Annotated in this window: 16 protein-coding genes; 7 read left to right on the forward strand and 9 right to left on the reverse strand. The window is 45.6% G+C overall.

What is annotated here, in order from left to right; genetic code table 11:
* Window positions 1-16: 16 nt before the first annotated feature.
* Window positions 17-523, reverse strand: coding sequence for a metallophosphoesterase family protein (locus tag DHX103_RS09065; RefSeq protein WP_422121967.1), 507 nt, complete (start codon window positions 521-523; stop codon window positions 17-19).
* A gap of 143 nt (window positions 524-666) precedes the next feature.
* Here DHX103_RS09065 and DHX103_RS09070 point away from each other — a divergent pair, with 143 nt between their 5' ends.
* The 3 genes from DHX103_RS09070 to DHX103_RS09080 all read left to right on the forward strand — a co-directional run bounded on the left by DHX103_RS09070 (window position 667) and on the right by DHX103_RS09080 (window position 2,360).
* A complete protein-coding gene (locus tag DHX103_RS09070; protein ID WP_422121968.1) occupies window positions 667-954 on the forward strand; it encodes a hypothetical protein in 288 nt (95 codons plus the stop codon).
* 73 nt (window positions 955-1,027) lie between these two features.
* Window positions 1,028-1,561 (forward strand): dihydrofolate reductase family protein, encoded by a 534-nt coding sequence (locus tag DHX103_RS09075; protein ID WP_422121969.1) that lies wholly within the window; start codon window positions 1,028-1,030, stop codon window positions 1,559-1,561.
* Window positions 1,562-1,730: 169 nt separating this feature from the next.
* On the forward strand, window positions 1,731-2,360 hold the full coding sequence (locus DHX103_RS09080; RefSeq protein WP_422121970.1) for a cell wall hydrolase: 630 nt from the start codon (window positions 1,731-1,733) through the stop codon (window positions 2,358-2,360).
* Window positions 2,361-2,479: 119 nt separating this feature from the next.
* On the opposite strand, the gene DHX103_RS09085 is transcribed toward DHX103_RS09080, so the two are convergent.
* The 4 genes from DHX103_RS09085 to DHX103_RS09100 all read right to left on the reverse strand — a co-directional run bounded on the left by DHX103_RS09085 (window position 2,480) and on the right by DHX103_RS09100 (window position 6,466).
* Window positions 2,480-3,289 carry a carbohydrate ABC transporter permease gene (locus tag DHX103_RS09085; protein ID WP_422121971.1) on the reverse strand — a complete coding sequence of 270 codons (810 nt, stop codon included), beginning with the start codon at window positions 3,287-3,289 and terminating at the stop codon, window positions 2,480-2,482.
* Window positions 3,290-3,303: 14 nt separating this feature from the next.
* Window positions 3,304-4,179 carry a carbohydrate ABC transporter permease gene (locus tag DHX103_RS09090; RefSeq protein WP_422121972.1) on the reverse strand — a complete coding sequence of 292 codons (876 nt, stop codon included), beginning with the start codon at window positions 4,177-4,179 and terminating at the stop codon, window positions 3,304-3,306.
* A gap of 3 nt (window positions 4,180-4,182) precedes the next feature.
* Window positions 4,183-5,454: an ABC transporter substrate-binding protein gene (locus DHX103_RS09095; protein ID WP_422121973.1), complete on the reverse strand. Its 1,272-nt coding sequence runs from the start codon at window positions 5,452-5,454 to the stop codon at window positions 4,183-4,185.
* A 154-nt stretch (window positions 5,455-5,608) separates the two neighbouring features.
* A complete protein-coding gene (locus DHX103_RS09100; protein ID WP_422121974.1) occupies window positions 5,609-6,466 on the reverse strand; it encodes a dimethylarginine dimethylaminohydrolase family protein in 858 nt (285 codons plus the stop codon).
* Window positions 6,467-6,576: 110 nt separating this feature from the next.
* Between DHX103_RS09100 and DHX103_RS09105 the strand changes: the two genes are divergently transcribed.
* Window positions 6,577-6,999 carry a GNAT family N-acetyltransferase gene (locus DHX103_RS09105; protein WP_422121975.1) on the forward strand — a complete coding sequence of 141 codons (423 nt, stop codon included), beginning with the start codon at window positions 6,577-6,579 and terminating at the stop codon, window positions 6,997-6,999.
* A 69-nt stretch (window positions 7,000-7,068) separates the two neighbouring features.
* Here DHX103_RS09105 and DHX103_RS09110 read toward each other — a convergent pair whose 3' ends face one another.
* Window positions 7,069-7,446: a nucleotide excision repair endonuclease gene (locus DHX103_RS09110; protein ID WP_422121976.1), complete on the reverse strand. Its 378-nt coding sequence runs from the start codon at window positions 7,444-7,446 to the stop codon at window positions 7,069-7,071.
* Window positions 7,447-7,526: 80 nt separating this feature from the next.
* Window positions 7,527-8,174, reverse strand: coding sequence for an SDR family oxidoreductase (locus tag DHX103_RS09115; RefSeq protein ID WP_422121977.1), 648 nt, complete (start codon window positions 8,172-8,174; stop codon window positions 7,527-7,529).
* A 166-nt stretch (window positions 8,175-8,340) separates the two neighbouring features.
* Here DHX103_RS09115 and DHX103_RS09120 point away from each other — a divergent pair, with 166 nt between their 5' ends.
* Window positions 8,341-8,625: a DUF6509 family protein gene (locus tag DHX103_RS09120; RefSeq protein WP_422121978.1), complete on the forward strand. Its 285-nt coding sequence runs from the start codon at window positions 8,341-8,343 to the stop codon at window positions 8,623-8,625.
* Between the two features lie 92 nt (window positions 8,626-8,717).
* Here the strand turns inward: DHX103_RS09120 and DHX103_RS09125 are convergent, their stop codons facing one another.
* Entirely contained in the window at window positions 8,718-9,458 is a 741-nt protein-coding gene (locus DHX103_RS09125; RefSeq protein ID WP_422121979.1) for a peptidylprolyl isomerase, read from the reverse strand.
* A gap of 152 nt (window positions 9,459-9,610) precedes the next feature.
* Here DHX103_RS09125 and hisC point away from each other — a divergent pair, with 152 nt between their 5' ends.
* Both hisC and DHX103_RS09135 read left to right on the forward strand, forming a co-directional pair.
* Window positions 9,611-10,720, forward strand: coding sequence for a histidinol-phosphate transaminase (hisC, locus tag DHX103_RS09130; RefSeq protein WP_422121980.1), 1,110 nt, complete (start codon window positions 9,611-9,613; stop codon window positions 10,718-10,720).
* Between the two features lie 107 nt (window positions 10,721-10,827).
* Entirely contained in the window at window positions 10,828-11,745 is a 918-nt protein-coding gene (locus tag DHX103_RS09135; protein ID WP_422121981.1) for an NAD(P)/FAD-dependent oxidoreductase, read from the forward strand.
* Window positions 11,746-11,784: 39 nt separating this feature from the next.
* Here DHX103_RS09135 and DHX103_RS09140 read toward each other — a convergent pair whose 3' ends face one another.
* The gene (locus DHX103_RS09140; protein ID WP_422121982.1) at window positions 11,785-12,513 is read right to left on the reverse strand and encodes a TIGR02206 family membrane protein; all 729 of its coding nucleotides are present in this window, start codon (window positions 12,511-12,513) and stop codon (window positions 11,785-11,787) included.
* Window positions 12,514-12,586 lie beyond the last annotated feature (73 nt).

The raw sequence follows: 12,586 nt of genomic DNA on the forward strand, positions 1-12,586 counted from the left end.
CGGTTTTATTAATGAATCACTGTTCTTTGTCGAAAAAGATATGCTGCAGATGCCATTCGTCCCCGATTTCCAAAATGCCAAATGAGTATTGCTGCTGCATGCGTTTATCGGTGGGGGAACCGGGGTTGAAAAGGGTGACGCCAGCTTCCTGTCTCATTATGGGAATGTGAGAATGCCCGAAAATGATCAGGTCCACCCGGTCATCGGCAAATGCTTCCAAAGCGCGCTGTTCCGTGGTGTTGCGAATGCCATCCCCATGAATAACTCCGATTTTCAGATTTTCGACGGTGACAATTTTCTTCTTTCCAAAACGGTCGACGATTTCCCAAGGGTCGACATTTCCGGCAACGCCAACAGTTTCAGCATAGGCGGAAAGTTCGAAATAGACGTCCAGAGTCTGCCAGTCGCCGGCGTGGATAATCAGGTCGGCATCCTGGCAGGCAGTCACCAGGATTTTTGGCAGCTGCTTGGCGCGGGCGGGGATATGTGTATCAGACAGAATGATGATTTTTTTCAAAAGCATAGCCTCCTCCAAAAGGAATTTACATTATGTTATCAAAGACGGGGAACTTAGTCTAAAAGGAATGTTATAACAGCGAAATGGTTAAGATTACGGAAAAAGGGAAAATACATATCACAGCGCAATAATGATGTGGAGGGATTGAAATGGACAAGAAAAGTATAAATAATATGATTTTTGCCGGTACAGCATTTGCAGGGAGCTTAATATTGTACAACTCAATCAGAAATAAAAACGGAAAAAGAGTTTGGGTATATGAAGACAATGATATGCGCAACAGCGTGACGGTTGATCGGGAAGAAAGTGTCAATGCCAAATACGATCATGCGGAGAAAGGCCTGACTCAATTGGACTCTGCCTACCGTTCAGAATGGCAGGCAAACGCCTTTCCCCAAACACATCGGGAACTGGATGAATCCGAGCCAAGCGAATAAGACATCAGTGAAATTCAGCTGTATTGGGATTTCGGTCGACGCAGATGCTTTTAAGGGCAGGAGGTGCGGATAAATGGCGAATAAAAGAAAAATCGTCTGTTATATTGCGGAAAGTCTTGATGGATATATCGCAACAGAAGATGATTCACTCGATTGGCTTTTCAAAATCGAAGGCGAGGGAGACGCCGGCTATTCAGAGTTCATGGAAACCATTGATACCGTAGTCATGGGGCGTAGAACTTATGACTGGGTAATGGAATTTGAAAAAGGTGAATATCCTTACCCGGAGATCAAATCGTATGTTTTTTCCCATACTCCACCGTCTTCTTTTCCGGATAATGTTGAATTTACGAATATGGACATTCCCGCCTTTGCTGACAAGCTGAAAAGCAGCGCAGGCAAAAATATCTGGGTGATAGGCGGATCAAAGTTATTGGCTGAATTTTTGGAGGCTGGCCTGATTGATGAATTTATCATTTCCATTGCTCCTGTAACGATCGGCAACGGCATCCCCTTGTTTCAAAAGTCCGTTGTTACCACGGAATACAAGCTGAAAGATGTAAAAAGATATGGAGAATTTGCTCAATTGCATTACGAATTGAAGTGAGATAAGATGAAAATACTGTTTTGTAGAACAGAAGAACGATACAACAGAATTTCCTTTGAAATAAAAATAAAATGTTTAGATCTTTTCTCACAGGGAATTCCTATTCAGTAAGCAAAATTTTCCGGTTTTGTTTTTATAAAAGGAAAGTTTTTCAGAATGGAGAGGAATTATGAGTATACTGAAACAGAATATATTTGGTGGCGCGGTTATGGCCGTGTTTTTTTTATGTTTGCCCCTGAGCGAAGCAAGTGCAGCTCAGCACAGAATTTCCGGACCTGGAGTCGAAAACGGGGAAGAAATTCGGGAACAATTAGACCGTATGGGATATTACGATGAAGACGTAACGGGTTATTTTAATTTCGTTACGAGCAATGCGGTTACGCGATTCCAGGAAGATTATGGGCTCCCGGCAACCGGCATTGTCGGCCCGATGACAAAATTGAAGCTTGAAAATGTGGAAATGATGGCGAAGATTGTTCACGGAGAAGCCCGAGGGGAAAGTTTCATCGGGAAAGTGGGCGTAGCAGCCGTCATATTGAATCGCATTGAAGCTTCCGGTTTTCCGGATAGCATAGAAGAAGTCATTTTCCAGCGCAATGCCTTTACCGCTGTGAATGATGACCAATACTTGCTGACTCCAACCAAAAGCGCATATGATGCAGTGAAAGAAGCGATGGTCGGCGGGGAAGATCCGACCATGGGAGCGGTTTTCTATTATAATCCGGATGGTGTCAGTGACGAATGGATTTTCTCGAGAACGGTCCTCACCCAAATCGGCCGCCATTTCTTTGCGGAATAAGACAGGGACGCTTCTATAGTTCCCGACAATATTATTTGAGGCAATAAAGCAAAAAAACTGCCGGCCAACCCATTATCGGGGAAGCCGGCAGTTTTTATGTTGGCTAATAGTTTTCTTCCTTAGCCCTTTAATGCGCCAGCGGTCATGCCGGCCACAAAGAAACGCTGCAGAAAGACGTAAGCGATAACCATGGGAGCGGACGCGATGATCACGCCGGTGAATAACATCGGGTAATTAGTCGAATATTGACCCTGGAATTCGAGCAATGCGAGCGGCAGGGTTTTATACGCATTATCGGTGATGAAAAGAAGCGGGTAAAGCAAATCATTCCAGTGCATCACGAAAAGGAAAATAGCCGTCGCAGACAGGGATGGCAGGGAAAGCGGCAAAGCCACTTTTAAGTACATCTGCCAATTGCCGGCTCCGTCTATCGTTGATGCTTCGAATAACTCCCTCGGCAGCGTTTTCATAAAGCCCGTCAGGATAAACACGGCAATGGGCAAGGTGACGGCGATATTGACGAGAATCAGGCCCAGAAGGCTGTTCGTCAGATTCAAATCCAGCATCAGCGAATACAAGGGCACCATATTCACCTGGGCCGGTACCATCATGCCGAGCGTAAACAAGCCGAACAGCAGATTGCCAATCCAATTATTCAACCGGCTGATGCCAAAAGCAATCAGCGAAGCAAAAAACAACGTTAATGAAACCGAAAACAAGGTGACGATACTGCTGTTGATAAAGTAGCCGGCCATCGTCTGTTCCTGAAAAATAGCGGTGTAATTGCTGAATTGGAAGCCGTCATCCGGCAATCCAAGCGGATCCCGGAAAGTCTCCTGCAAGGTCTTAACAGAAGTGAGGGCCACCATCAGCAGTGGGATTAGGATCAATAGCGCATAAACGAGCAACGAAAATTTACGGAACAACAAAGGACCCCCTCCTTCTAATAAGAGATGCGATCAGAGCGCAACGCTTTGAATTGCAGAAATGTAATAACCGCGATGATGATCATGAACAGCACCGATATGGAACTGGCGTAGCCGAAATTATAACTTCTGAATGCGACATCGAAAATATAGGTCGCAATGATTTGGGTCGAGTTATTCGGGCCGCCTCCGGTCATCGCAAAGACGAGGTCGAAGGCTTTGAACGATTGGATCGTTGTATATGCGATAACGATGGTGGCGGAAGGCGCGAGCAATGGCCAGGTGACTTGTGAGAAAGTCTGCCATTTGCTGGCTCCTTCAATTTTCGCGACTTCGAATAAATCTTCGGGTATCGCCTGCAGCCCGGCGACAAAAATGATCAGCATCTGTCCGGCATGGAACCAGATTTGCGTGATGGCCAGTGAATAGATGGCGATATCGGAATTGCCAAGCCAATTCTGCTGCAGAAAATCGAGGCCCAGCAATCCCAGAATCTGATTCAGGATACCGAGAGACGGGTCATAAATGAATGACCAGATAAACGCGACAGAAACCGAAGAAAGAATTGTCGGGAAGAAGTAGAGTGCCCGCAGGAACAAATTGGTTTTTGTGTTTTTCAGGACGATCAAAGCGAAAACGAGAGCCGCAAGGGTTTGAAAAACGACGACCACCAGCATGAATTTCAAGTTATTGCCGACGGTCTTGCGGAAGATGGAATCGCCTGTCAGCGCCCGTTCGTAATTTCCCGTGCCGACGAATTGGAACGTATCACTCAGTCCATCCCAATCAGTAAATGAATAGAATAAGGCACTGACTGTGGGATACAGGAAAAAGATGCTGTAAAGAAAGAGCCCCGGTAGAAAGAATAAATAGATTGTCTTTGGAATCTTCATTCATTATTCCCTGTTTTCATCGACGATCTGCTGTGCTTCTTCTGCCGCTTCCATCGGCTCAGCCCCTCCCAGGACATTTTCAATCGAGCTTAGGACCGCTGCTTCGATTTGCGCATTTGTAATCAGGAACCGGGGCTGGAACCGCGTTGTTCTTTCATCGATCCAATAGGCAGTGTTCTGCAGCACTTCGGATTCATATTCCACGCCGTTTACCGTCAGATGTTGACCGGTTTCATTGGCGTATTGCGAAGCGATTTCCGGTCTGCTGAGGAATCGGAGAAATTCTTTTGCCTGTTCTTTTTTCTCGGATTTGCTGTTGATTGCCAGCATGAATGTGGCTGTGTTGATGCCTTCATACTGTGCTTCGCTTTCTTCCACAGTAATCGGAGCCAGTAAATCGAGCTCCAGGTCCGGGTTCAGTGCGAGAAGAGACGCCATATGATAGGATCCGGTTGCAAGCATCGCCGCTTCCTCATTGGCGACCATAGCCATCGCCGAGTCCTGGCTTGTGCCGAGGGCATCCGGCTGAATATAGCCATTTTGCTCAAGAAGCTGGAAATCTTCCAAAGTTTTTACCCACCATTCGTTGGTAAGCGATTCTTCGCCGTTCTGCAATTTCTCGAAAACAGCTTCATCCGGTGCATTGTTCATCATCATGCTGTTCATGAATTGATTGGGTCCGATGTCGGCTCCCGGAAATGCGATTGGTGTTATGTCATTTTCGAGCAAAGTATCGGCCATTTCCTGGAACGCACTCCAACTTTTCGGGACTTCGAGGCCAAGTTCATCAAACATACCTTTATTGTAGACCGGCATATTAAATACCAATTGATAAGGAAGTGCCAGTTGCTGGCCATCCTTTTCGCCAACGCTGATCAGGCTTTCGTCAAAATTACCGACAAAATCTTCATCGCTGAGGTCTTCAAAAAAGCCGGCGTTTGCGATTGCTTCGAATTGAGCGCCGGGGAAGGAAGTAAAGACGTCGCCTGTGGAGCCATCAGTCAGCATCCGCTGGCCGGTAGCCTGATATTGTTCGGATGGGTAGATGTTCATCTCAACACCGATTTCAGGAAATTCTTCTTCAAACTGGGCGATGATATCATCAAAAACCGCTTTGTCTTCTCCGCGCCAATGGATAAAACTGATTTGGGTGCGATCGCCGCTGTCACTGTCCGTTTCCGTCGCACCGTCATCAGGACTTTCGCCTGCGCAACCAGCCAGAAAGAGTGGAAACAAGAGAAATATTGACATAAAAGATGCTCTTTTGCCGATCATTTCAACGTCCTCCTTTTGTATGTTTATAATTCTTCTTATTTACTGTTATACCGTATTTTTGATTTAAATGATAGAAAAATCATAATATTCAATTAATATAAATCGCCGCGTCCCCATAAAAAAAACACAAGCCTGAAGCTTGTGCTCCTATTCTCTATTGTTCCCGGATTAAGGGAAGGGTGCAGCAGCGGAAAGCGCCACCGGACTTGATGATTTCAGAAAAATCCACTTCGATGACACGGAAATCATTGGCTCTGAGCAGGGCATTCACTTTGCCGTTCTGCGGCTGGCTGAAGACCCGGCGACCACCGATGGAAAGGACATTGGTACCAAGGGCGAATTGTTCATCGGAGTCGACAGGGATAAGCGTATAACGCTTAGCGAGCATGTCGAGCGTTTCTTTATCCAGTGCTTCTTCATAGATCAATGCCTCCGTCGGAGAAAGGATATTGAAGACGCAATCCAGATGAAGATATTTTTCATCAAATTTTATCGGGATGACTTCGGAATCCGGCAGTTTCTTTTGCAGTTCCTCCACAGCATTTTCACATGTGCGGCTGCTGATTCCTATATAGATAGTCTCCCGGTCCAGAAGGACGTCTCCACCTTCCATGCGGTTGCCGCCGAGTGTTTCGGATTTAAACCCATTAGTTCTAAGCCATTTCTGAAGGACACTTTCTTCACCTTGCCTTATTTCGGCAGCCATTTCCCCAATGTAAACAGTGTCACCGAGTGTAAAACCGATATCCCGGGTAAAGACTTGTTCCGGAAAAGCTTCGGAAGGATTCAGTAAATCTGTTTCAACGCCTTCCTCCTGCAAGACCCGGAGAAATTCCTCATGCTGCTGCATCGCTTTTTCGGTATCAATATTTTCTTCCTGGTATCTTTTTTGCACATCGTTGATGACATCTCTTATTTCCATAAATTCCGGCGGGCACAGCAGGACACGGCGCAAAGAGTCGTATTCGCTTTTGCATTTTGCCGACTGGGAAGATTTTGTGAATGCTGACATATAAACTCCTCCAAAATTTCTAGTTATTAGTAGAGGTATTCCCGCTTTAAGAAGGAATTAAAACATGAAAAATGAGAAGATGGGAAGAGAAATGAGAGGAGTGATCCGATATGAAAATTACCCACCAGGAAATTCAGGAAGACAGGGATTTTATCAGACGAAAAGTAGTGGAGCACAACAATAAGAATCTTCCCGAGCAACAGGACAATCCACACGGCAACACCAGTTACATCGCAAGAGGCGATGATGGGGAAATCATTGGGGGAATTACCGGAACTTATTTCTGGCAGCATATGCACATCGATTTTCTGTGGGTCGATCCGGCGCATCAAGGACTTGGAATCGCCGCAAAATTAATGGCGGAGATGGAACAGTATGCGCGCGACTTGAACTGCAGGCTAATCACCGTGGAGACGTTCAGTTTTCAGGCGCCAGGATTTTACCGCACATGGGGTTACCGCGAATACGGCGTGTTGGAAGACCATCCCGCTGGCCACAGCTATCATTATTTTGAAAAGCGGCTTACTGAATAAGCGGGTTATAAGGTGGATATGTTCAAACAAAAAACGGACACCCCAGAGGGTGTCCGTTTCCGCTTTTCTTTATTCTTTATAAAAAACTTTATCTACATTGTATTTCGCTTTTTGTGTATTGATCAGGTAGGTTTCGTAAATTTCACGTTCCATCGGATCTTCCACAATTGAAATGGTGATGTGGTGAACTTCATCACGGTGATTCTTAAGTGGGGACACATTGTCTTCGAAATGCTTTTTCACGCGCTGGCGCAGTTTGCGGGCTTTGCCGACAAACAGCAATTCACCGCTGTGGTTGAAGAATTGGATGATGCCGCCTTTGTCGCGCGGAATCTCATGAATGTCGATGAAACCGTATATTGGTTTAATGACCGCTTCATCGCCTGTAATTTCCTGTTTGCGCTGTGTAATTGTCAAATCTGCTTTTGGTGGTTGAATATTAATCATACTTATCACGTCCTCTACTATCGTAATGCTCATTTTAACACAAAAGAGAGCGGAAATCCATCCGCTCTCTGGCAGTTATATTAGACGGAGCCCAATTGGTTTTCCGCGTTTTCTTCGCCTTGCAGAATTTCAAACACCTTGCCGTAAGTATTCTTCCGTTCAAGTACTTCCACTAAAACATTTGCGACATCAGCGCGGGGGATGGAGCGGCCTTCAAACGATTTGAATCCTTCTGCAGAAACTTCGATTTTCCCTGTTTTCTCTTCATCTGATAAAGGTCCTGGACGGACGATGGTATAATCAAGATCCATTGTCTGCAGAATATCATCGGCAGTCCGTTTTGCAACGAGATAAGGTTTCATCGCTTCGCCTCCCGCATCCGGATTGTCCGAACCGACAGAACCGAGTTGCACAAATCGCTTAACACCTTTTTCTTCCGCATATTTCGCCGCCTTCACGGAGGCCCATAAATCGATGGTCAATGTTTTGTCGGCTCCTGTTTTTGGTCCTGAACCGGCAGCGAAGATGACCGCATCGACATTATCGAAAGCATTGCTGAAATCTTCTTCCAGATCGGCCAATACTACTTTGGCTGCTCCGAGTTCTTCCATTTTCGCTTTTTGCTCTTCTTTTCGAACCATCGCTACAGCATTATGATTTTTTTCCGCTAATTCCTTCACGATATTTCTGCCAACTTGGCCGTTTGCTCCAATTACTAAAACATTCATCAATAATCCGCTCCTTTGATAGTCAATATTTTATTATAATTCCCTGTCTGTTATGGAATAAACAAAATAACGGCGGATTCGTCACTTTCCTGACAGGCATTTTCCTTTAAAACTTTTAAAACGGGCCAGAACAAGCTAGAATAGAGACAAGACGGAGGTGGACCATATGGAAATTACAGATTTTACATTTCACAAAATCAATGATCCAACGGGCATTATGGAAAGTGACCGGTATGAATTCTTATTGACAGTTGAAGTGGATGAGGACGATGAGCTATACACGGAAGCTGGCCTGGACCTGCGCGTCATCATGGCTGCTGACGAAAATGGAGCGCGTATCGCCCATTACAACTTCATGGACAAGCAAACCGGTAAAGCGATGGAATTTGCACTTGAAGATGATGAAGAAGCTGAAGTGCAGGCTTATTGCCGCGATAAACTTCAATTGTAAAAAAAGAGGAAGTGCCTTTCAGAACTGGGCATTGGAATCTGGACATTAAAAACCCTCCAACCCGCTAACGGGTTGGAGGGTTTTCTCTCATTTTAAATTTTCACTTCAATGTCAGCTGCGTTTCGCAATTCTTCAATGCGCTCGTAAACTGCCTGTTTTTCGTTTTGCTCTTCCAATGATTGGAGAATCATCGGTTTCATTTCTTCAAATTCAGGGGTTTCTCCCTCAGTGGAATCGACATAACCCTGATAAGCTTCTTCAATTTCTTCATCCGTCACTTTAGCGCCTTCGATTTCATTTTCCAGATAGCTCGCATAGATTAATTGTTCGCGGAGCAGGAGTTTCATATCATCAGGAGTGAATCCGGTTCTTTCTAGAGCGATGATCATCTGCTCTTCATTTTCATATTGATTTTTCAATTCTTCAAAACGTTGTTCCAACACTTCTTCATCTATTTCATGGCCTTTTTCCACAGCATCCTGGATAATCAGCTTGTTGCCGACAATCACGGTAATGGCCTGCTCTTTCACTTGTTCTCTGACTTCAGGGTCCTTAGCTTTTTTACCTTGAGTGGCCAGTGAGCTTTCCAATTGGCGGGCAACGCTATTGTAAACAGTTCCTTTGATCTCTTCATCATTGACGACTACGACAACCTCGTCAACGCCCGGCAGTTCGAGGTCGGTATCCGGTGAATCGACAGCGGGTTCGGGAGTGTCTTCAGCTTCAGCCGTGACGGTGGTTCCTTCAGTGGTTTCGGCTTGTTCGTCGTCCGAACAGGCACCTAATAATAAGAGCAACGATAGGGGTAAAGCCATAAATTTCATCTTTTTCATCCAGCAATTCTCCTCTTTAAAATGGTTCTCGTTAAAGTAAACCACATTTGTGCGAAGGTTACAAATACTTGTTTATTATCGCAGACGCGAAAAGATGATATGATAGATGAATTATTCAGTGTAATACCCAATACGATCATGGAGGAATTTGAATGCCTAAGACCAGCAATATCAAAACACGTAAAACTCTTGATATCATCCAACCCTATTCACCAGGAAAGCCGATATGGGAAGTGCAAAAAGAATTGGGGCTCGACCGCGTCATCAAAATGGCATCCAATGAAAATCCGCTGGGCCCGTCCCCTAAGGCCGTCAAAGCCATCCAGGAAAGCCTGGCTGATCTGAACCGTTATCCGGATGCGGACGCCAGCGTGCTGCGACAGGCAATCGCTGAACAATATGGAGTAGAGAAGCCACAGATCATCACGACAAATGGTGCGGATGAGCTGATTACGCTCATTTCCGAAGCATTCCTTGAGCAGGGCGATGAAATCATTGTGCCATCGCCGTCGTTCAGCGAATATGATTTCGGCGCACACATTATGGGGGCAGTGGTCAAACCTGTGCCTTTTGATGCTGGGTTCGAATACAATATCGACAAACTGCTCGAAGCTGTGACGGAGAAGACGAAAATCGTCTACATCTGCTCACCGAATAATCCGACCGGCACGTATATTTCCAAAGGGCAGATGGAGAATTTATTGGTGAAGCTGAAGGATGTATTGGTGGTATTCGACGGCGCCTATAGCCAATTTGCAGATGAAGAGGATTACACGGACGGTCTCGAATTTGTGAACGCGGGCCATCCGGTGATCGCGCTGCAAACTTTCTCCAAAATCTATGGCATTGCCGGTGTGCGTGTCGGTTTCGGCATCGCATCAGAAGAAATTATTAAATCGATCCTGAAAGTGAAAGAGCCATTCAACGTCAATACGCTGGCACAAATTGCAGCAGCGGCAGCGATTACCGATACGGAACATGTTGAAGCATCTTTCAACGCCAATAAAAAAGGACGCGATTTCCTGTATAACAGCTTTGAAAAGCTGGGCTTAGCCTATACAGCAACAACAGCTAATTTCATCCTTGTCCAAGTCGGTCCAAATGGGGAAGAAGTTTACCAACAGCTGATGGCCAAAGGAATTATTGTGCGTTACGGAAAAACGTGGGGCTTGCCTGAGCATATCCGTGTAACGATCGGTACTGAAGAGGAAAATGACCTTTTCGTCAAAACTTTGACCGAAATATTAACGCCATTAGCATAAATGAGAGCCGGTTCCTGTCTGACAGGAGCCGGTTTTTTGGATTCCTGAGATAGTTTATGTAATGGAAGAAAAGGGAAAAAGGATGGGAAAATGCCAAAGCGGAAGAGGTGGAAAGCTTGATCTATGATTGCGCCATTATTGGTGGAGGACCAGCAGGCTTAAGTGCGGCACTTGTACTGGGACGTTCTAAAAGAAATACTTTGCTGTTTGATGATGACGATGGGCGGAATCTGGTGACGAGAGAAGCGCATGGCTTCCTGACACGGGACGGAATCCAGCCAATGGAACTGAAAAAAATGGGGCGGGAAGATGTGGAAACATACGACTGTGTTCAATTAAAGAAAAAGAGGGTTGTCAGCATCAAGCGCATTACCGAAACCCATTACCAGCTGGAAACATCAGAAGGTGAAATTTTTCACAGCACGAAAATCATCCTGGCAACGGGCGTAAAGGAAAAGTTGCCGAATATACCGGATATCGAAAAATTTTACGGCACCAGCTTGTACAGTTGCCCTTATTGCGATGGATGGGAACTTCAAAATCAGCCGCTCGCCATCATCGCCGATAAAATGGTTTTTGATCTTGCAAAGAAAGTCTTTAATTGGAGTAAAGATTTGGCCGTCTTCACAAATGGCATCGGCCGGTTGGAAGAGGCTGAAAAAGCGAAGCTGCAGGCGAAAGGGATACGAATTTACGAAGAGATGGTCGGGGGCCTGGAAGGTGACAATGGACAATTACGCAGCGTCAGACTTGAAGACGGTACGCTCATAGACCGGACAGGCGGTTTCACCACACCGGTCTGGAGCCATACTACTCCTTTTGGCAAAGAACTTGGCTGCAAAATAAATGACCACGGCGGAATTTTGACTGACGATTACGGCCGGACAAATGTCTGGAATGTATACGCAGCGGGTGACGTCTCCCAGATTGTACCGTCCCAGCTGATTATCGCAGCTGGAGAAGGCAGCGCGGCCGGCATTGGCGTTAATGGAGATTTGACAAATGAATACTTTGAAACTGAATAATGCTGGTTTTCAGTTGCTTGCACAAAGACTACTCTTACGTCAGTCTTTTTGGTTTTTGACTATAAATTGATGCCAAAGGAAAAATTGCAAGAGGAATAAGAGCAATGCCGTGATTCCGAGGTTCAAGTAATACCAGATGCCATCGCCGAAAAAGTGTAACAGCGTATCGGCAGTCGGCAGCTGCGCCAGGTATAAATAATTTGCACCAATCAGCGGGTTTATCAGAAATCCAATGACAATGGCATAGGCGACCAGCAGGCCGAAGACTTTAAGTACGGAACGGAAACTGATTAATCCCGGATTGGAAAGAGCCAGCAACAGGCTTGCCCAAGGAATAACCATATGAAGGATGAAAAATACCCAGAATCTGAAATGATGATAGTCATAAGGCATGTCGGGCGTGACCAAAGCAAGAAATGAAGGAACGATGCCGATGAAAAAGGCAATCTGGATCCAGCTTTTGCGTAAAGTGACTAAACCGATCATGGCGGTGAGAGAAGCGACACCACATAAATGGAGAGGCAGATGGCCCGCTGCATACCAGATGTCGTTTGAGATTGCCCAATATTGATAGGAGGTTTCGCATAACACCAGCAGTGAAAAAAGAACCCAGCGCAAGGACTGAAAAGAACGGCTTCTCTTCCCCAGTGATTTCCTGAAAAGGAGCAACAGGAGAAGGCCCAGAAGAGCCACGGTCAGCACAATCAGATGGCTGGTGGAGAAAGGGATGAAATAATGTTCCGATCCTGTACCGAACCAGCTGTCCATGTGGCCTCCTCCTCCCTTAAAAATATTTGTTAGAAAATTGTATCATTTCTATTATCACGGCGTCTATCCGCTG

The sequence above is a fragment of the Planococcus daihaiensis genome, assembly GCF_049262615.1.
Taxonomy (GTDB): Bacteria; Bacillota; Bacilli; order Bacillales_A; family Planococcaceae; genus Planococcus.

What these genes read in the sequence shown, in the direction of transcription:
- DHX103_RS09065 (WP_422121967.1), bottom strand. Translation starts at nt 523, where the DNA reads ATGCTTTTGAAAAAAATCATCATTCTGTCTGATACACATATCCCCGCC.
- DHX103_RS09070 (WP_422121968.1), top strand. Translation starts at nt 667, where the DNA reads ATGGACAAGAAAAGTATAAATAATATGATTTTTGCCGGTACAGCATTT.
- DHX103_RS09075 (WP_422121969.1), top strand. Translation starts at nt 1,028, where the DNA reads ATGGCGAATAAAAGAAAAATCGTCTGTTATATTGCGGAAAGTCTTGAT.
- DHX103_RS09080 (WP_422121970.1), top strand. Translation starts at nt 1,731, where the DNA reads ATGAGTATACTGAAACAGAATATATTTGGTGGCGCGGTTATGGCCGTG.
- DHX103_RS09090 (WP_422121972.1), bottom strand. Translation starts at nt 4,179, where the DNA reads ATGAAGATTCCAAAGACAATCTATTTATTCTTTCTACCGGGGCTCTTT.
- DHX103_RS09095 (WP_422121973.1), bottom strand. Translation starts at nt 5,454, where the DNA reads ATGATCGGCAAAAGAGCATCTTTTATGTCAATATTTCTCTTGTTTCCA.
- DHX103_RS09100 (WP_422121974.1), bottom strand. Translation starts at nt 6,466, where the DNA reads ATGTCAGCATTCACAAAATCTTCCCAGTCGGCAAAATGCAAAAGCGAA.
- DHX103_RS09105 (WP_422121975.1), top strand. Translation starts at nt 6,577, where the DNA reads ATGAAAATTACCCACCAGGAAATTCAGGAAGACAGGGATTTTATCAGA.
- DHX103_RS09110 (WP_422121976.1), bottom strand. Translation starts at nt 7,446, where the DNA reads ATGATTAATATTCAACCACCAAAAGCAGATTTGACAATTACACAGCGC.
- DHX103_RS09115 (WP_422121977.1), bottom strand. Translation starts at nt 8,174, where the DNA reads ATGAATGTTTTAGTAATTGGAGCAAACGGCCAAGTTGGCAGAAATATC.
- DHX103_RS09120 (WP_422121978.1), top strand. Translation starts at nt 8,341, where the DNA reads ATGGAAATTACAGATTTTACATTTCACAAAATCAATGATCCAACGGGC.
- DHX103_RS09125 (WP_422121979.1), bottom strand. Translation starts at nt 9,458, where the DNA reads ATGAAAAAGATGAAATTTATGGCTTTACCCCTATCGTTGCTCTTATTA.
- hisC (WP_422121980.1), top strand. Translation starts at nt 9,611, where the DNA reads ATGCCTAAGACCAGCAATATCAAAACACGTAAAACTCTTGATATCATC.
- DHX103_RS09140 (WP_422121982.1), bottom strand. Translation starts at nt 12,513, where the DNA reads ATGGACAGCTGGTTCGGTACAGGATCGGAACATTATTTCATCCCTTTC.